This window comes from Stenotrophomonas sp. HMSC10F06, assembly GCF_001807865.1.
Classification (GTDB): Bacteria; Pseudomonadota; Gammaproteobacteria; order Xanthomonadales; family Xanthomonadaceae; genus Stenotrophomonas; species Stenotrophomonas bentonitica_A.
On sequence record NZ_KV791266.1, the window covers coordinates 85,466 to 102,819 of the forward strand.

The 17,354-nt window shown below is 67.0% G+C and carries 18 protein-coding genes; all 18 read left to right on the plus strand.

Annotated features, from left to right (window positions below):
- On the plus strand, window positions 1–1,121 hold a 1,121-nt coding region (locus HMPREF3113_RS18930), incomplete at its 5' end, for a flagellin (protein ID WP_302622503.1).
- Window positions 1,122–1,344: 223 nt separating this feature from the next.
- A complete protein-coding gene (locus HMPREF3113_RS07165; protein WP_070471598.1) occupies window positions 1,345–2,871 on the plus strand; it encodes a flagellin in 1,527 nt (508 codons plus the stop codon).
- Window positions 2,872–3,054: 183 nt separating this feature from the next.
- Window positions 3,055–4,395 (plus strand): flagellar filament capping protein FliD, encoded by a 1,341-nt coding sequence (fliD, locus tag HMPREF3113_RS07170; protein WP_070471599.1) that lies wholly within the window; start codon window positions 3,055–3,057, stop codon window positions 4,393–4,395.
- Between the two features lie 137 nt (window positions 4,396–4,532).
- The gene (gene fliS, locus HMPREF3113_RS07175) at window positions 4,533–4,952 is read left to right on the plus strand and encodes a flagellar export chaperone FliS (RefSeq protein ID WP_019184789.1); all 420 of its coding nucleotides are present in this window, start codon (window positions 4,533–4,535) and stop codon (window positions 4,950–4,952) included.
- Window positions 4,949–5,236, plus strand: a complete 288-nt coding sequence (locus HMPREF3113_RS07180; RefSeq protein WP_019184790.1) for a hypothetical protein — start codon at window positions 4,949–4,951, stop codon at window positions 5,234–5,236. Before fliS ends, HMPREF3113_RS07180 begins: the two co-directional genes overlap by 4 nt.
- Entirely contained in the window at window positions 5,233–5,532 is a 300-nt protein-coding gene (locus tag HMPREF3113_RS07185) for a hypothetical protein (protein WP_070471600.1), read from the plus strand. The genes HMPREF3113_RS07180 and HMPREF3113_RS07185 overlap by 4 nt, the downstream gene beginning before the upstream one ends.
- Window positions 5,529–6,110: a PilZ domain-containing protein gene (locus HMPREF3113_RS07190; RefSeq protein ID WP_070471601.1), complete on the plus strand. Its 582-nt coding sequence runs from the start codon at window positions 5,529–5,531 to the stop codon at window positions 6,108–6,110. The genes HMPREF3113_RS07185 and HMPREF3113_RS07190 overlap by 4 nt, the downstream gene beginning before the upstream one ends.
- Window positions 6,111–6,197: 87 nt before the next feature.
- The gene (locus tag HMPREF3113_RS07195) at window positions 6,198–6,830 is read left to right on the plus strand and encodes a response regulator (RefSeq protein ID WP_070471602.1); all 633 of its coding nucleotides are present in this window, start codon (window positions 6,198–6,200) and stop codon (window positions 6,828–6,830) included.
- A gap of 263 nt (window positions 6,831–7,093) precedes the next feature.
- Entirely contained in the window at window positions 7,094–8,506 is a 1,413-nt protein-coding gene (gene rpoN, locus HMPREF3113_RS07200; protein WP_070471603.1) for an RNA polymerase factor sigma-54, read from the plus strand.
- A gap of 14 nt (window positions 8,507–8,520) precedes the next feature.
- On the plus strand, window positions 8,521–8,898 hold the full coding sequence (locus HMPREF3113_RS07205) for a response regulator (protein WP_026070040.1): 378 nt from the start codon (window positions 8,521–8,523) through the stop codon (window positions 8,896–8,898).
- A complete protein-coding gene (locus HMPREF3113_RS07210; protein ID WP_070471604.1) occupies window positions 8,895–10,391 on the plus strand; it encodes a sigma-54 dependent transcriptional regulator in 1,497 nt (498 codons plus the stop codon). Before HMPREF3113_RS07205 ends, HMPREF3113_RS07210 begins: the two co-directional genes overlap by 4 nt.
- A gap of 283 nt (window positions 10,392–10,674) precedes the next feature.
- Window positions 10,675–11,037 carry a flagellar hook-basal body complex protein FliE gene (gene fliE, locus HMPREF3113_RS07215; RefSeq protein ID WP_019184797.1) on the plus strand — a complete coding sequence of 121 codons (363 nt, stop codon included), beginning with the start codon at window positions 10,675–10,677 and terminating at the stop codon, window positions 11,035–11,037.
- 12 nt (window positions 11,038–11,049) lie between these two features.
- Window positions 11,050–12,690 (plus strand): flagellar basal-body MS-ring/collar protein FliF, encoded by a 1,641-nt coding sequence (gene fliF, locus HMPREF3113_RS07220; protein ID WP_019184798.1) that lies wholly within the window; start codon window positions 11,050–11,052, stop codon window positions 12,688–12,690.
- A gap of 13 nt (window positions 12,691–12,703) precedes the next feature.
- Window positions 12,704–13,690: a flagellar motor switch protein FliG gene (gene fliG / locus HMPREF3113_RS07225; protein ID WP_026070041.1), complete on the plus strand. Its 987-nt coding sequence runs from the start codon at window positions 12,704–12,706 to the stop codon at window positions 13,688–13,690.
- Window positions 13,687–14,322, plus strand: coding sequence for a FliH/SctL family protein (locus HMPREF3113_RS07230; RefSeq protein ID WP_070471605.1), 636 nt, complete (start codon window positions 13,687–13,689; stop codon window positions 14,320–14,322). Before fliG ends, HMPREF3113_RS07230 begins: the two co-directional genes overlap by 4 nt.
- Window positions 14,319–15,698, plus strand: a complete 1,380-nt coding sequence (locus tag HMPREF3113_RS07235; protein WP_070471606.1) for a FliI/YscN family ATPase — start codon at window positions 14,319–14,321, stop codon at window positions 15,696–15,698. Before HMPREF3113_RS07230 ends, HMPREF3113_RS07235 begins: the two co-directional genes overlap by 4 nt.
- Before the next feature lie 3 nt (window positions 15,699–15,701).
- Window positions 15,702–16,160, plus strand: a complete 459-nt coding sequence (gene fliJ / locus HMPREF3113_RS07240; protein WP_070471607.1) for a flagellar export protein FliJ — start codon at window positions 15,702–15,704, stop codon at window positions 16,158–16,160.
- Window positions 16,160–17,311, plus strand: a complete 1,152-nt coding sequence (locus tag HMPREF3113_RS07245) for a flagellar hook-length control protein FliK (RefSeq protein ID WP_070471608.1) — start codon at window positions 16,160–16,162, stop codon at window positions 17,309–17,311. Before fliJ ends, HMPREF3113_RS07245 begins: the two co-directional genes overlap by 1 nt.
- Window positions 17,312–17,354 lie beyond the last annotated feature (43 nt).

The window sequence follows — 17,354 nt, forward strand, 5'->3', positions numbered from 1 at the left end:
GCTTCACCAACCAGGCCTTCCAGATCGGTGCCGATCAGGGCCAGACGATCAGCATTTCGCAGATCGCCAATGCGAATGTACATAAGCTGGGCAGCTGGACCAGTGCCTCGACGAACGCCTCTGCTCAGGGCGTCATGCCGGACGGTGGTGCCGTCAAGGCGGAAGCGTCCATCTCGGCAGTGTCCGGCGTCTTCCAACCGGTCGCTGCGGGTGGTACGGACGCGTACAACCTTACTGTCGGCGGCGTAGAGATCCTGGGCCGCGCAGCCGGCACTGCTGTCTCGGCGGGTGAAATGCAGACGGCGATCGACGCCAAGACTGAGCAGCTCAAGGCCGCCGGCATCACCGTTACGGGTACCGTCACGGGTGGGGATATCCAGTTCAGCCGCGCAGATGGCGGCAACTTCACCATTACCCAGACCGGCGGCGGCTTCGACGGCGGCACGTTTGCAGCCGCCGTCAATAACGGGATCGAAGCCACACCGGCAACCTTTGGCAAGACCAGCTTCACCATCACCGGCACCGTGAATGGCGCCCCCGGTCAGGCAGTGACCATCGACCTGGACAGTGCCAAGACCGCCGCAGAGCGCTCGACTCAGATGGTCAACGCCATCAATGCCAAGACCCATGAAACTGGCGTAAGCGCGTCGCTGGTGGATGGGGCGCTGAAGCTGACGTCGAAGGACGAGAACTTCACCGTCGGTGCCATCGGCACGGACCAGACCGCGGCTGCGGCTGCGTTGGCGCAGCAGACCGGCCTGACCGCCGGTGCCACCACCAACTACGCCGCGGGCACTGCTCAGGTTGGCTTCGCCGAGTTGGACATTTCCAACCAGGAGAACGCTGACAACGCCATCCTCGCAATGGACGCTGCGTTGAATTCCATCAACTCGGCCCGCGCGGACCTGGGCGCGATCCAGAACCGATTCACCTCGACCATCGCCAACCTGAACACCACCTCGGAAAACCTTTCCGCCGCGCGCAGCCGTATCCGCGACGTGGACTACGCACAGGAAACCGCCGAGCTCACCCGGGGCCAGATCCTGCAGCAGGCGGGCACGGCCATGCTGGCCCAGGCCAACCAGGTGCCGCAGAACGTGTTGCGACTGCTGCAGTCGTAAGCCGCCGCCGGTGACAAGCTCTGAACGGGCCCCGCCATGCAGATGGCGGGGCCTTTTCGTTGGCCGCCACGAAAAAAACGGGAAAGACCGCTAAAGGCAGGGCGTGGGGTGCCGTTATTGATTTCAGCAGCGGTAGCACACCCCTTGGTGGGGCGCCAGCCACTGCCCCCCGAAACCGGTCAGGCTGCTCTGCCGGACACACTGCCAACAAGGAAACCGCACCATGGCACAAGTCATCAACACCAACACCATGTCGCTGAACGCCCAGCGCAACCTGAGCACCAGCGGCACCAACCTGGCCACCACGATCCAGCGCCTGTCCTCCGGCCTGCGCATCAACAGCGCCAAGGATGACGCGGCCGGCCTGGCCATTTCCGAGCGCTTCAGCACCCAGATCCGCGGCGCCAACCAGGCCGCCCGCAACGCCAACGACGGCATCTCGCTGGCCCAGACCGCCGAAGGCGCCCTGGGTGAAATTGGCAACAACCTGCAGCGCGTCCGTGAGCTGGCCGTGCAGTCGCGCAGCGCCACCAACTCGGATTCGGACCGCCAGGCGCTGAACGCTGAAGTCCAGCTGCTGAAGCAGGAAATCCAGCGCGTCGCCGAGCAGACCAACTTCAACGGCACCAACCTGCTGGACGGCAGCTTCACCAACCAGGCCTTCCAGATCGGTGCCAACCAGGGCCAGACGATCAACATCTCGCAGGTCGCCAACGCCAACATCAGCAAGCTGGGCAACTGGACGACTGCCTCCCAGGCAGCAACTGCGACTGGCGTCGTGCCGGTTGGCGGTGCTAAGGCAGCTGTGGCAAGTACGACCACCCTTGCTGTCGATGACATCGACGATGCCGAAGGCACAGGCCCCTACACCTACGCTGAAAGCACCGTGCAGGTAAACGGCGTTGACGTGACCGTGGCTGCGGTCAGCAATGCGGACGCCGGTGATGCTAAAGAAGACTTTATTGCGAACCTCGCAAGCGCGATCAATAGCAATGTAGTGCTGAAGAGCTCCGGCGTATCGATGACCGCGGCCGGTGTCGTGAGCAACTCCGGCGCGGCGTTCAAGATCACCGGTGGCCCGGTGACTACCGACTTCGACGTTGTCGTCGCGCAGACCCCGGCAAAGTCTGCGGACTTCTCGACCGGCGTCAACGCTGGCGAACTGCAGATCAGCAAGAATGACGGTTCCAATGAATATGTTGACATCATCGTCGACGGTGCGAAGACCGCTGGCGATCGCAGCACCGCGCTGGTCAACGCAATCAATGCGAAGACCCACGAAACGGGCGTCACCGCGTCGCTGCTGGAAGGCAAGCTGCAGCTGACCTCGGAAAAGGCCAACTTCGAAGTGAAGAGCAGCCTGACTGCCGACAAACTGAAGGATGCTACCGGCCTCGCCGCCACCACCGCCAAGTTCACTGCCGGCAAGGCTGCTGAAGGCTTTGCCGACCTGGACATCTCGTCCAAGGACGGTGCCGACAACGCCATCCTGGCAATGGACGCAGCCCTGAACTCGATCAACTCCTCGCGAGCTGACCTGGGCGCCATCCAGAACCGCTTCACCTCGGTGGTTGCGAACCTGAACACCTCGTCGGAGAACATGTCCGCAGCCCGTAGCCGCATCCGCGACGTGGATTACGCTTCGGAAACCGCCGAGCTGACCCGCAACCAGATCCTGCAGCAGGCCGGTACCGCCATGCTGGCCCAGGCCAACCAGTCCAGCCAGAACGTGCTGAGCCTGCTGCGCTGATCCAGCGGTAGTACCTTGCAGTAACGGGAAGGGGGCGAAAGCCCCCTTCTTCGTGTCCGGAGCAAACGTGGCACAGAGCTTGCAGCACGCCGGGATGCGCCCAGGCGCTCAAGCTCGTCCATCACCCGCCGATAGCAGATGCAGGACATCCGCACGGCCCGCCCCAGAACAAGGATCCCCTTCATGGCCCTCGGCACGATTGGCTCCGGCCTCGACATTCCCTCCCTGGTTTCACAGCTGGTCGCCAAGGAGCGCGAACCCCGGGAAAAGCAGATCAATACCGCCGGCGTGGCCGCCAGCGCCAAACTCTCGGCGCTGGGCACCATCAGGAGCGGCATGACCGGTCTGCAGACGGCACTGACCGCGCTGACGAAGGGCATGGCCACCCCCGGGCTGAAGACCAGCACGCCGACCGAGTCCAACTTCACCGCCGCATTGGATACCAGCACCACGGCTGGCAAGGCAGCCGCGGGTACCCACCAGGTGGAAGTCAAATCCCTGGCACAGAACCAGAAGCTGAGTTCGAAGGCCTATGAGAAAGAGGCGGTCGTCGGTGACGGGACGCTGACGATCGGCTATGGGGACAAGAGCGTCAGTGTCACCATCGAAGCGGGCGCAACGCTGGCCAAGATCGCGGCGGAGATCAATTCCGCCGCCGCCAGCAAGGGCGTGACCGCGGCGGTCGTCACCGCCGACGATGGCGAGCACCTGGTGCTGACGGCGGTGGACGCCGGCAGCAAGGGCGCCCTCAAGGTCAGCGCCAGCGGTGGCAACGGCGGGCTCGCGGCGCTGCAGTACGATGGTACCGATGCCTCGACGATGGGTGTCATGGTCGAAGCCAAGGATGCAGTGGTGGTGGTGGACGGGTTCACCCGGACGAGCAGCTCCAACACCATTACCGATCTGGTGCCGGGCGTCAGCCTGACCTTGACCAAGGCCAAGGAAGGCGAGACCCACACGCTGACCATCAGCCCGGACAACAGCACGCTCAAGACCAACCTCAACGCGTTCATCACCGCCTACAACTCCATCCAGTCCACGCTCAAGAACTCCAGCGCCTACAACGCCGAAACCGGCACCGCCTCGACCATGACCGGCGATGCCATGGTGCGCGGCCTGCAGCAGCAGCTGCGCGGCCAGATAAGCGCGAACGTCAACGACCTCAAGGCGCTGGGCGTGACCATCGCCGCCGATGGCACCCTGAGCCTCAACTCGACCACGCTCGATACGGCGTTGTCCAAGAATCCCGAGGCCGCCACGAAACTGTTCGGGGCCGATGGCGCCATGGGCAAGCCGATGACCGAGCTGCTCAAGAGCAATCTCGATGCGACCACGGGCACCATCACCCAGCGCACCAGCTCGCTCAACAAACAGATCAAGGCGCTGGAAAAGCAACTGGACGACCTGGATGCGCGGATGGAAAAAGTCTCCGATCGCTACACCAAGCAGTTCACCGCCATGGAATCGCTGGTCACCCAGATGCAATCGGCCAGCAGCTCGCTGGCCTCGCAGCTGACCAGCTGATCCGCCCCGCCTTCCCCCTTTGCATACGGCAGCCTCAAGTCGGCGGCCGTATGCGCCGATAACCCAGTAAGACCTGTGCCACGCTGCGTCAACCGCGCAGGTACTCCGGCACGCAGGCAACTCAGGAGAGTCCATACATGTACGGTCCCAATCGGCAGTTCGCCGAGCAGTACCGCAAAGTCGGCGTCACCACTTCAGTGGTCGATGCCGATCCGCACAAGCTCGTCGCCCTGCTGCTGGCTGGCGCCTGCGAGCGTATCCGTACGGCCGAAGCATCGCTGCAGCGCAATGACCAGCCGCGCAAGGGCAAGGCGATCGGCGAAGCCTGCGCCATCGTCGGGCACCTCAACGGTTCGCTGGATCATGAGGCCGGCGGAGAGATCGCGGCCAACCTTTCAGCACTCTACGATTTCATCATCATGCGCCTGACCGAGGCCAACCTGCACAACGATCCGACGGCGTTGAAAGAGGCCCTTGGACTGGTGATGGAAATCGACTCGGCGTGGAACGCCATTCCGGCTGACCACCGGCAGGTGCGGCCGGTTGCTGCGCCATGAACCTGCGCCCGCTCCACGACACCCTGGATACCCTGGAAGCCGCATTGCCCAGCGGCGACCACGAAGCCAGCCAACGCCTGATGACCGACCATCTGCAGGCGGTTGCGGCGCTGTCACTGGTGGTTGAACGCCCGACCGATGCTGCGATCCAGGCGTTGCGCGACCATCAGCAGCGCGTGCTTTCGCGCATGGTCCAGCTGCGCGACGAAGCTGCCGCGCAGTTGCAGCACAGCGGTCGCTCCCTCCGCGCCGCCCACGCCTACCTGCAGGCAGAGGCACTGTGATCGCCTCGCTCGGCTCGATCAACGCACGGCTGGATGCACTGGAAGCGGCCCTGCATGATGAGAACCTGGTCGAAGCGGGTCGCCAGCTGGATGCCCTCGATGCCGCCCAGCGCAATTATCTGGCCGGTCCATCAGCCCTGTCCGACGTGCCGGGGCTGGCTTCACTACAGGCACGCCAGCAGCGCATCATGCTGTTCATGATGCGGCAGCGCGAGGGAGCCAGCCGCTCTGGCCGTGACCATCGCCACCCACCCCGCGCCGCACAGGCGCGCCTTTGCGCAGAATCCCTGTCATGAACGAGCTTCGCACCAGCGCCATCCATCACCCGGCCGAAAGCGAGCTGTTCGATGAGACGCTGAGCTGCGAAGTGGCGCTGCCGGCCGAGTTCCGCATCGGCAGCGCAGTGATCCGCCCCGGCACGGCCGAGACCCTGCTGCGCAGCGTGGCGCTGGTGGAGGATGCCCGCGGCGATGACGGGCATGACGACCGCAGCGATGCCACCCTGCAGGTGCAGCGCCTGGAAGCCAAGCTCGATCTGGTCATGGTGCTGCTGGGCCGCCTGGTCCGGCAGAGTGCGCAGGACCTGCCACTGCGCCCCCTGCGCTGGTCACGCCGTGGCATCCGCCTGGAACAGGGCAGCCGCAGCGGCGCCGCACCGGGCAGCATGGGCGTGATCCGCCTGCAGCCCTGCGATTGGCTGCCCGACCATATCGACCTGCCCGTGGTGATCGTGGCCGAAGCGGCCAATGGCTCGGGCGCGCATTACCTGTGGTTGCGTTTCGAAGGGCTGAGCGACGGGCTGGAAATGGCCCTGGAGCGGCATCTGTTCCGCCTGCACCGCCGCCAGATCGCCGAAGCGCGTCGCCTGCGTTGACCGTACGGCCCCGACTGTGACGTATTCGGCTTGGCGGTAGGCCTTCACTCCGTTAAGGTGACGGCCTCTCCGCTCCCCAAGCAGCCTGTGCGCGTTCTCATCGTCGATGATCACACCCTGGTCCGTGCCGGCCTCAGTCGCCTGCTGCAGGGCTTTGCCGACGTCGAGGTCATCGCCGAGGCCAGCAACGCCGCGCAGGCGCTGCAGCTGAGCGTGCAGCATTCCCCGGACGTCGTCCTGATGGACCTGTCCCTGCCCGGCCGCACCGGCCTGGAAGCCCTGAGCGACATCCTGCTGCGTACGCCCGGCTCGCGCGTGGTGATGATGACCATGCACGACGATGCCGTGCACGTTCGCGATGCGCTGGATCGTGGCGCGGTCGGCTTCGTGGTCAAGGATGCCGCGCCGCAGGAACTGGAACTGGCATTGCGCGCCGCGCATGCCGGCCAGGTGTTCCTGAGCCCGCAGATCTCGGCCAAGATGCTCGCCCCCATGCTGGGCAGGGAAAAACCGGTTGGAGTCGCAGCCCTGTCGCCACGGCAGCGCGAGATCCTGCGCCGTATCGGCAAGGGCGAGAGCAACAAGGAAATCGCCGCGGACCTGGGCATCAGCGTCAAGACGGTGGAAACCCATCGCGCCCGGATGATGGAATCGCTGGGCTGCCGCCGCGCCAATAACCTGGTGCTGCTCGCTGCCCGTCACCAGCACGAGCTGGAGTGACCAGCGCCGGTTCTCCGGCACACACGTCTTCCCCGTCACGCAGGGTGACGGATTTTTGAAGCCCGGTCGGCAGGCTGGGCACGGAAAGACAAGGCCTGCGCGCCAACGCCCGTCAAAATACCGCGCCGATGTCGGGATATCCCCTACACGCTGTCAGGCATTTGACGACCCGACTCAGGAACCCCCTGATTCCCGGCGTACGGGAACACAAGCAAGATGTGTTCCATAACGCACCGGGGAGTCGGTGCGAACGGGGAACCACCTTGAAAGCCTCCGTGTCGACCCAGATGGGTCAGCAGCTTCACCTCACCCCTCAGCTTCTGCAGTCCATCCGTCTGCTGCAGCTGGACGGCATGCAGCTGGAACTGGAAATCCGCCGCGCGTTGGAGACCAACCCGCTGCTGGAACTGGAAGAGGCGCCGGAACCGGTCGCTGCCGACACCGATCCGGCCAGCACCACCCAGGACGTGGCCGCCTTCGACGAACTGCCGGAATCCTCCCTGTGGGACGTGCCCGGTGCCGGCTGGCAGGACGGCGACGATGACCGCATGCAGCGCGTGGCGGCCGGTGAGTCGTCCGATCCGCAGCTGCGCGCCCTGCAGCGCCTGGCGATGGAAATGGATGCCCGCGAGCTGGCCGTGGCCGGTTTCTGGCTGGAGCACTGCGACGACGCCGGCTATCTGGATGCCCCGCTCGCCCAGCTGACCCTGCTGGCCAGTGCGCGCTGCGATGTGGATGCGGCCGGCGTGGAAGCGGTGCGCCAGCAGATCCTGCACGGCGATCCGGTCGGCCTGGCCGCCCAGGACCTGCATGAATGCCTGAGCGTGCAGCTGCGCGCCCTGCCCGGCCGCGTGCCGGCCCGCCACCTCGCCCAGCGCGTCCTCGACGACGGCCTGGCCGCGCTGGCCGCACACGACTACCCGGCCCTGGCCCAGCAGCTGGATGCCGAAGTGGCCGACATCCATGAGGCCGTCCGGCTGATCCTGTCGCTGCAGCCCCGCCCGGGTGAGAGCCTGCTGCCGGACAGCAACGGGGTGGTGATCCCGGACGTGATCGCCTGGCACGCCGATGGCCAATGGCGCGTCGCACTCAACCCGGCCACCAGCCGCCGCCTCAGTATCAACCCGCACTACGAACAGGCCCTGGCCGAGACCAGCGAAGCGGCGCAGCCGCTGCGTGACATGCTGCAGGAAGCGCGCTGGCTGACCCGCGGCCTGTCGATGCGTTACGACACCCTGCTGCGCACGGCGCGCGTGATCATCGAACGCCAGGCCGGCTTCCTCACCCGTGGCGAAGAAGCGATGGCACCGCTCACGCTGAAGGAAGTGGCCGACGAAATCGGCATGCACGAGTCCACCGTCTCGCGCATCACCACCGGCAAGTACCTGCAGACCCCGCGCGGCACGCTGGAACTGAAGCACTTCTTCGCGGTGCGCCTGGAAGGTGCCAGTGTCTCCGGCCAGGCCGTGAAAGCGATGGTGCGCCGCCTGATCGAGTCCGAACCGGCCGCCCGGCCGCTGGCCGACGAAGCGATCGCCGGCCTGCTCTCGCGCCAAGGGGTGAACATCGCCCGCCGTACCGTTGCAAAATACCGCGAACAACTGGACATCGCCCCGGCGCGCGAACGCCGCCGCAGCCATGCCAGCACCCCGCACCTCCTGGCCCGGGTGGGCTGAAGGAAATGGAAGACATGAACAAGCTCACCGTCCTGCTGGTCGACGACCACGAAGGTTTCATCAACGCCGCCATGCGCCACTTCCGCAAGGTCGACTGGCTCGATGTGATCGGCAGCGCCGCCAATGGCCTGGAAGCGATCGAACGCTCCGAGTCGCTGCGCCCGAAGGTGGTGCTGATGGATCTGGCCATGCCGGAGATGGGCGGCCTGCAGGCGACCCGCCTGATCAAATCCCAGGATGATGCGCCGTACATCGTCATCGCCAGCCACTTCGATGACGCCGAACACCGCGAGCATGCGCTGCGCGCCGGGGCCGACAACTTCGTCAGCAAGCTGTCCTACATCCAGGAAGTGATGCCGATCCTGGAAGGCCTGAAGGGGAACGGATCATGAGCGAATCCCGCATCCTGGTACTGGACAACGACGCCGTGCGCGCCGAGCGCACCGTCGCCCTGCTGGAGTTCATGGACTTCAACCCGCGCTGGGTGGCCGACGCCAACGATTTCGACATCACTCGCCACCGCCCCAACGACTGGATGGCCGCGATCATCGGTGGCCTGGACGGCTCCGAGCGCAGCGATGCACTGTTTGCCTGGCTGGGCAAGGGCGCGCTGCCGCCGCCGGTCATGCTGATCGACGGTGACACCACTGCTTTCGCCCAGCAGTACGGCCTGCACGAAGCCAATGTGTGGCCGCTGGAAGCGCCGCTGCGCCATGCACCGATGGAAGGCCTGCTGCGCCGCGCCAGCCTCAAGCGCCTGGATGCCGAGCACCAGGCCGGCGCCGTGCAGGAACAGGGTCCGACCGGTGAAGGTGCGGCGGTCACCCAGCTGCGCCGGATGATCGAGCAGGTGGCCGCGTTCGACACCACCGTGCTGGTGCTGGGTGAATCGGGCACCGGCAAGGAAGTGGTCTCGCGCTCCATCCACCAGCGCTCGCCGCGTCGCGATGGTCCCTTCGTGGCGATCAACTGCGGCGCGATTCCGCCGGATCTGCTGGAAAGCGAGCTGTTCGGTCACGAAAAGGGCGCCTTCACCGGCGCGCTGAGCGCACGCAAGGGCCGTTTCGAAATGGCCGAAGGTGGCACCCTGCTGCTCGATGAAATCGGTGACATGAGCCTGCCGATGCAGGTCAAGCTGCTGCGCGTGCTGCAGGAGCGCAGCTTCGAGCGCGTGGGTGGCAACCAGACCATCCGCTGCAACGTGCGCGTGATCGCCGCGACCCACCGCGACCTGGAATCGCGCATCGCCGACGGCAAGTTCCGCGAGGATCTGTTCTATCGCCTCAACGTGTTTCCCATCGATGTGCCGGCCCTGCGCGAGCGCAGCGAAGACCTGCCGGCGCTGGTCACCACCATTGCCGGGCAGCTGGCCCGTACCGGCCGCGGTGAAGTGCGTTTCACCGGCGAAGCCCTGCAGGCGCTGGCCGCCTACGAATGGCCGGGCAATGTGCGCGAGCTGACCAACCTGGTGGAACGCCTGGCCGTGCTGCACCCCAGCGGCAACGTGCGCGTGCAGGATCTGCCGGCCCGCTATCGCGGCGACTTTGCTGCTGCCGCACCCGTGCCCGCGGCAGCAGCGCCGCCCCAGGCCGATGAGCGGCTGGACCTGCGCAGCTTCTCCTTCCACACCCCGGGTGCACCGGGCAGCACGGCCACGGACAACGGCACCGGCCCGGTCGCCCGCGCCCCGGCCCTGCCCGATGACGGCCTGGATCTGCGCAACCACATGGCCAACATCGAGTTGAACCTGATCAACGAAGCGCTGGAGCGCACCCAGGGCGTCGTCGCCCATGCCGCCCAGCTGCTCGGCCTGCGCCGCACCACCCTGGTGGAAAAGCTGCGCAAGTACGGGATCGAACGCGACCAGACCGAACTGGCCGGCTGAGCGGGCCGGCACGCGGAAACCAGATGCCCGGGCATGTCCCGGGCTTTTTTGTTGCCACGACCGTCCGCCCCGCCGGTTTTCCGGCGTCGACTCTCCGGCACGGCGCTGCTTCACCCCGCCGCATGGGCATGCGGTCGCCCACACAGGTCAGGCCGCCACGCGCTCGGGCGCTGCGTGACGCGCAACGCCGCGCCACCGTTACAAAACTGAATCACTCATCCATTTCGGCACGGCACTTGCAACGTCTCCCGGTGTAACCCACCCCTGCTTCGGAACGTTCCAGATGTCGCACTCCGTCACCTCGATCCTTTCTCAGATCCGCACCTTCCAGACCCAGATGGGGCAGCCCGCCGTCAGCCCGCTGACGGAGCTGCCGCGCAGCAATGCCATCCAGGGTCTGGTGTCCCCCCAGGAGATCCAGGGCCCGAGCTTCACCGAAACGCTGCGCGGCGCCATCGCCGGCGTCAACGATGCGCAACAGAAATCCGGCGCCCTGGCCAGATCCTTCGAACTGGGTGAACCCGGTGCGGACCTGGCCAAGGTCATGGTCGCCTCGCAGCAGTCCCAGATCGCCTTCCGCGCCACCGTGGAAGTCCGCAACCGTCTCGTCCAGGCTTACCAGGACGTGATGAACATGCCGCTGTAAGGATAGAAACGCATGGCCCTGTCGCTCTCCAAAGAATCGCTGAACACCGAAAAGGCTGGGCAGTGGTTCGACCGGCTGCAAAGCCTGCAGATCACCCGTCGGCTTGGCCTGATGGCGATGATCGCCGTGGCCGTGGCGGCAGGCCTGTTCGTGTTCTTCTGGTCGCAGAAGCCGGGCATGGTGCCGCTGTACACCGGGCTGGACCAGAAGGCCACGGCCGAGGCCACCGACCTGCTGCGCGCGGCACAGATTCCGTTCCAGCTGGATCCCGCCACCGGCGGCATCACCGTGCCGGAAAAGAACCTGCACGATGCGCGCCTGAAGCTGGCCGGCTCCGGCCTGACCGACAGCGGCCGCCTTGGCTTTGAGCTGATGGAGCGCGACCCGGGCTTCGGCGTCAGCCAGTTCATGGAGAACGCGCGGTACCAGCACTCGCTGGAAACCGAGCTGTCGCGCACGATCAATACGCTGCGCCCGGTCCGTGATTCGCGCGTGCACCTGGCCATCCCCAAGCCCAGCGCCTTCACCCGCCAACGCGACGTGGCCAGTGCCTCGGTGGTGCTGGAACTGCGCGGTGGCCAGCAGCTCGAACGCGGCCAGATCGATGCGATCGTGCACATGGTCGCCGCCAGCATCCCGGACCTGGCACCCGAGCGCGTTACCGTCGTCGACCAGAGCGGGCGCATGCTCAGCGTCTCCGATCCGAACAGCGAAGCGGCCATGAACGCCGCGCAGTTCGAACAGGTGCGCCGCCAGGAAACCTCGTTCAACCAGCGCATCCGCGAGCTGCTCGAGCCGATGACCGGCCCGGGCCGGGTCAACCCGGAAGTCAGCGTGGACATGGATTTTTCGGTGATCGAAGAAGCCCGTGAGCTCTACAACGGCGAGCCGCAGAAGCTGCGCAGCGAGCAGATGAGCGAAAACAGCAGCAACGTGCCCGGCCCGCAGGGCGTGCCCGGCGCCGCCAGCAACACCCCGCCCGGCCCGGCGGCCGCCCCGGCCACCGCGCAGGCACCGACGGAAACCTCCAAGAACGCCACCCGCAACTACGAGCTGGACCGCACTCTGCAGCACACCCGCCAACCGGCCGGTCGCATCAAGCGCGTGTCGGTGGCGGTGCTGGTGGACAACGTGCCGCGCGCCGGTGCCAACGGCAAGATGACCGACCAGGCCCTCTCCGCCGCCGAACTGACCCGCGTTGAAGCGCTGGTCAAGCAGGCGGTCGGCTTCGATGCCGAGCGTGGCGACACGGTCTCGGTGATGAATGCCCCGTTCGTGCGTGAGGTCACCCCGGTCGAAGGGCCGAAGTGGTGGGAGCTGCCGCAGGTACAGGACGCACTGCGTCTGCTGCTCGGCGCGATCGTGGTGCTGGCCCTGGTGTTCGGCGTGCTGCGCCCGGCGCTGCGCTCGATCACCGGGCAGACGAAGCCCAAGGACGACGCGCTGGAACCCCACAGTGCCGATGTGCAGCTGGTCGATGACGGCGAGGGCCTGCCCGCGATCGGCAGCGAACGCCTGCACGCGGCCGGACATGAACCGCTGGCATTGCCGGTGGACTCTTACGAGGAACGACTGCGCATGGCGCGTGAAGCTGTAAAGACCGATTCCAAGCGCGTGGCCCAGGTGGTCAAGGGCTGGGTGGCCAATGATTGATGCACCTCCCCCGCTGACCGGCGTGCAGCGCGCCGCCGTCCTGCTGCTCTCGCTGGGTGAACTGGACGCGGCCGAAGTGCTGCGCCACATGGAGCCCAAGGAAGTCCAGAAGATCGGCATCGCCATGGCGACCATGACCGACATCACCCGCGAACAGGTCGAGCGGGTCATGGACCAGTTCGGCAGCGAGCTGGGCTCCAAGACCTCGCTGGGCGTGGGCTCGGACGACTACATCCGCAACATGCTGGTGCAGGCGCTGGGTACCGAAAAGGCCGGCAGCCTGATCGACCGCATCCTGCTGGGTCGCAACACCACCGGCCTGGACGCGCTGAAATGGATGGATCCGCGTGCCGTCGCAGACCTGGTCCGCAATGAGCACCCGCAGATCATCGCCATCGTGATGGCCCATCTGGAAACCGACCAGGCCGCCGACGCGCTCAAGCTGCTGCCCGAGCGCACCCGGGTGGACGTACTGCTGCGTATCGCCACGCTGGATGGCATTCCGCCGAACGCCCTCAATGAACTCAACGAGATCATGGAACGCCAGTTCGCCGGCAACCAGAACCTGAAGTCGTCCAACGTGGGCGGCGTGCAGTGCGCCGCCAACATCCTGAACTTCATGGACAGCGGGCAGGACCAGGCGATCCTGGGCGAAATCGCCCGCATCGATGCCCCGCTGAGCGGCCGCATCCAGGACCTGATGTTCGTGTTCGACGATCTGGTGGACTTGGACGACCGCGAGCTGCAGCTGGTGCTGCGCGAAGTCAGCGGCGAGCGCCTCGGCCTGGCCCTGCGCGGCGCCGACATCAAGGTGCGCGACAAGATCACCCGCAACATGTCCCAGCGTGCCGCTGAAATCCTGCTTGAAGACATGGAAGCCCGGGGCCCGGTGCGCCTGTCGGATGTGGAAGTGGCGCAGCGCGAGATCCTGGCCATCGTCAAGCGCATGGCCGATGAAGGCACGGTCACCATTGGTGGCAACGCGGAGGCCATGCTGTGAACAATGCCGTGCGCTGGCTTGCCCCGGATCTGCTGGCGGTGCCCAAGCCCCCGCCGGAAGAGCAGTTCGAGCTCACCGAACCGGACCCGGAGCACGAGCCGGAACCGCTGCTGCAGCTGCCGACCCTGGAGGAAATCCAGGCGATCCAGGACAGCGCCGAGAAAGACGGTTTCGATCAGGGGCACGCCGAAGGGCTGGCCCAGGGCCAGGCGGAAGTGCGCCGGCTGATCGCGCAGATCGAAGGCATCCTGGACAACTTCAGCCGGCCACTGGTGCGGCTGGAGAACGAAGTGGTCGCCGCACTCGGCGAGCTGGCAGTGCGGGTGGCCGGCAACCTGGTCGGGCGTGCCTACGAGGCCGAACCGGAACTGCTGGCGCAGCTGGTCAATGAAGCGGTGGATGCCGTTGGTGGCGCGAGCCGCGATGTGGAGGTCCGCCTGCATCCAGACGACATCGCTGCGCTGGCACCGGTGCTCAACCTGGCCCCGAACCAGCGCCTGACGCCGGATCTGAGCCTGAGCCGCGGCGACCTGCGCGTGCATGCCGAGGCCGTGCGCATCGACGGCACCCTGGATGCACGCCTGCGCGGCGCCCTGGATGCGGTCATCCGCAAAGCCGGAACCACCCCATGAACACCGATACCCTGCCCCCACCCGCCGATTGGACCGCCGCCCGCAACCTGCGGCTGGCCTCGCGGCTGGACAACATCCGCCCGGATACCGCGCACGGCCGTGGCCTGATCCGCGAGGGCGTGCTGCGCCGCGCGGTCGGCCTGACGCTGGAGGCGGTCGGCTGCGAGGCACCGATGGGTGCCAGCTGCAAGGTGGAAGTTGCCGATGGCGGCTGGGTCGATGCCGAAGTGGTCGGCTTCGCCGGTGAACGCACCTACCTGATGCCCAGCGCCGAACTGCACGGCCTGCTGCCCAATGCGCGGGTTGTGCCCTCGCTCGGCCGCGGTGGCGTGGAAGTGGGCGAAGGCCTGCTCGGCCGCGTGATCGACAGCGACGGCGTGCCGCTGGATGGCAAGGGCCCGATCCGCGCCGAAGGCACCGTCGGCATGGCCGGCGTCTCGATCAACCCGCTCTCGCGTGAGCCGATCACCCAGCCGCTGGACGTGGGCGTACGCGCGATCAACGCCTTGTTGCCGATCGGTCGCGGCCAGCGTGTCGGCCTGTTCGCAGGCTCCGGTGTCGGTAAATCGACCCTGCTGGGCATGATGACCCGCTACACCGCCGCCGATGTCATCGTGGTGGGCCTGATCGGCGAACGTGGCCGCGAGGTCCGCGATTTCGTGGAAAGCACGTTGGGCGAAGAAGGCCTGCGCCGCGCCGTGCTGGTGGCGGCCCCGGCCGACCGCCCGCCGCTGGCCCGCCTGCACGGTGCCTACCGCGCCACCGCGATCGCCGAGTGGTTCCGCGACCAGGGGTTGAACGTGCTGTTGCTCATGGACTCGCTGACCCGCTTCGCCCAGGCCCAGCGCGAGATCGGCCTGTCCGTCGGTGAGCCGCCGACCACCCGCGGCTATCCGCCCTCCGTATTCGCCAAGCTGCCCGCACTGGTTGAACGCGCGGGCAATGGCGCCAAGGGCCGCGGCTCGATCACCGCGTTCTACACCGTGCTGACCGAAGGCGATGATCCGCAGGATCCGATCGCCGATGCCGCACGCGCGATTCTTGACGGCCACATCCTGCTCTCGCGCCGCGTCGCCGACAGCGGCCTGTACCCCGCCATCGACGTGGAGTCCTCGGTCAGCCGCGTGGTCACGGAAATTGCCGACGAACCGTGGCGCCTGCGCATCCGCAAGCTCAAGCGGCTGGTGTCGGCGTACTCGTCCAACCGCGACCTGATCGCGATCGGCGCCTACCAGCGCGGTAATGACCCGGCCACCGACGAAGCGCTGGAGCGCTGGTCGGACATCGTTGAATTCCTCGGTCAGGACGTCGGCAAGGCCGCCGACCTGCCGCACAGTCAGGCCGCCCTCAAGCGGCTGGTGGAACCAGAGACTTAAGCCATGATCCAATCCAAGCGCTTCGACCCCTTGCTGAAACGAGCCCAGGACCACGAAGACGAGGTCGCCCGCGACCTGGCCGAGCGCCAGCGTGCGCTCGACACGCATGTGTCGCGCCTGGATGAGCTGCGCCGTTACGCCGAGGAATACGCCGGCGCCCAGATGTCGGCCACCAGCCCGGCCCAGCTGATGAACCGCCGCGCATTCCTGGATCGCCTGGACAGCGCGGTCGCCCAGCAGCGCCAGACCGTGGACAACAACCGCGAGAAGGTGGACGCCGAGCGCGCCCGCCTGTTGCTGGCCAGCCGTGACAAGCAGGTGCTGGAACAGCTCGCCGCCAGCTACCGCGCGCAGGAAAAGGTGGTCACCGACCGCCGCGACCAGCGCGAGATGGACGATCTCGGCGCCCGCCGTTCGCGCCAGGCGCAGCGCGAAGAAGGCGAGAACGGAGGCAGCCCGTGATGCCTTCCGGCCTGCTCGGCGGCGCCCCCTCCGCACAGAATGCGGGCGGCACCTCGTCCAGCCCCCGCGCGGACAGCACCCGCGTCACCGACCGTCGGGACTTTGACGCGCTGCTCAAGCCAGGTCGCGAGGCGCCCCGCAACGACACGCCGCGCAACGCCGGCAGCAGCCGCGACGCAGGCAAGAGCGCCACGACCGGCACCACCAGCCAGGACAAGGACGCCGCGACACGCCCCGCCAGGCCCAGCGCCAGGAAGGAAGACGACACGGTCGCCCCCCCCGATACCGCTGCCACGGCACCGGCCACGGCGGAGAAGCCGGCCGCCGAACCGGCCGACGACACCGAGGCCGCATGGCCCCCGCTGGGGCTGGCCGGGCTGGCATTGAACGGCCTGCCGGTACCGGCGCCCACGCCCGTCACACCCGTGGCGACCGGCGCCGCCGCGGGCGCCAATGCGGCCCTGCCGGCCGTGGCCACCGCAGCCCCGGACGCCAACGCGACCCCGCCGGTGCTGGCTGCCGCGCCATCCACCGACGGCAGCATCGCCCTGCCCGCCTTGGCTGCCGAGGCTGCGCCGGCCGACGATGCCTTGCTGCTCAAAACCTTCACGGACGCCTTGAACGCGGCCACCAACGACGGCCCCGATGCCCCCGCCAGCCCCCTGCTGCATGCCCTGCACGGCATGACCGAAGCCAAGCCGGTGATGGCCAGCCTGTTCACCGGCTCCCCCACCGCCACCCCACACCTGGGCGGTGAGGATTTCGATGATGCCGTCGGCGCCCGGGTCGGTTGGCTGGCGGACCAGAAGATCGGCCACGCCCACATCAAGATCACCCCGAACGACCTCGGCCCGATCGACGTTCGCCTGCAGCTGGATGGCGACAAGGTCCATGCGAGCTTCACCAGTGCCCATGCCGATGTGCGCCACGCACTGGAAAGCAGCCTGCCGCGCCTGCGCGAGCTGCTCGGCGAACAGGGCTTCCAGCTTGGTCACGCCGATGTGGGCCAACAGCAGACCGCGCCGGACGGCGGACGTGGCAACGCCGGCAGCGGGATGACCGGCGATGACGGAGAACCGGCACTGGCCGAGACCACGCTGTCGCCCTCGCAGTTGATCCGCCAGCGCGGCCTGGTCGACGCCTACGCGTGACCCCGCGCGGCGCGGCGGCGCGGCCTCCGCCGCGCCGCCAGAA

What these genes read in the sequence shown, in the direction of transcription:
- HMPREF3113_RS07205 (WP_026070040.1), top strand. Translation starts at nt 8,521, where the DNA reads ATGAACAAGCTCACCGTCCTGCTGGTCGACGACCACGAAGGTTTCATC.
- HMPREF3113_RS07190 (WP_070471601.1), top strand. Translation starts at nt 5,529, where the DNA reads ATGAACGAGCTTCGCACCAGCGCCATCCATCACCCGGCCGAAAGCGAG.
- fliD (WP_070471599.1), top strand. Translation starts at nt 3,055, where the DNA reads ATGGCCCTCGGCACGATTGGCTCCGGCCTCGACATTCCCTCCCTGGTT.
- fliF (WP_019184798.1), top strand. Translation starts at nt 11,050, where the DNA reads ATGGCCCTGTCGCTCTCCAAAGAATCGCTGAACACCGAAAAGGCTGGG.
- HMPREF3113_RS07245 (WP_070471608.1), top strand. Translation starts at nt 16,160, where the DNA reads ATGCCTTCCGGCCTGCTCGGCGGCGCCCCCTCCGCACAGAATGCGGGC.
- HMPREF3113_RS07165 (WP_070471598.1), top strand. Translation starts at nt 1,345, where the DNA reads ATGGCACAAGTCATCAACACCAACACCATGTCGCTGAACGCCCAGCGC.
- fliS (WP_019184789.1), top strand. Translation starts at nt 4,533, where the DNA reads ATGTACGGTCCCAATCGGCAGTTCGCCGAGCAGTACCGCAAAGTCGGC.
- HMPREF3113_RS07180 (WP_019184790.1), top strand. Translation starts at nt 4,949, where the DNA reads ATGAACCTGCGCCCGCTCCACGACACCCTGGATACCCTGGAAGCCGCA.
- fliE (WP_019184797.1), top strand. Translation starts at nt 10,675, where the DNA reads ATGTCGCACTCCGTCACCTCGATCCTTTCTCAGATCCGCACCTTCCAG.
- HMPREF3113_RS07210 (WP_070471604.1), top strand. Translation starts at nt 8,895, where the DNA reads ATGAGCGAATCCCGCATCCTGGTACTGGACAACGACGCCGTGCGCGCC.
- HMPREF3113_RS07235 (WP_070471606.1), top strand. Translation starts at nt 14,319, where the DNA reads ATGAACACCGATACCCTGCCCCCACCCGCCGATTGGACCGCCGCCCGC.
- fliJ (WP_070471607.1), top strand. Translation starts at nt 15,702, where the DNA reads ATGATCCAATCCAAGCGCTTCGACCCCTTGCTGAAACGAGCCCAGGAC.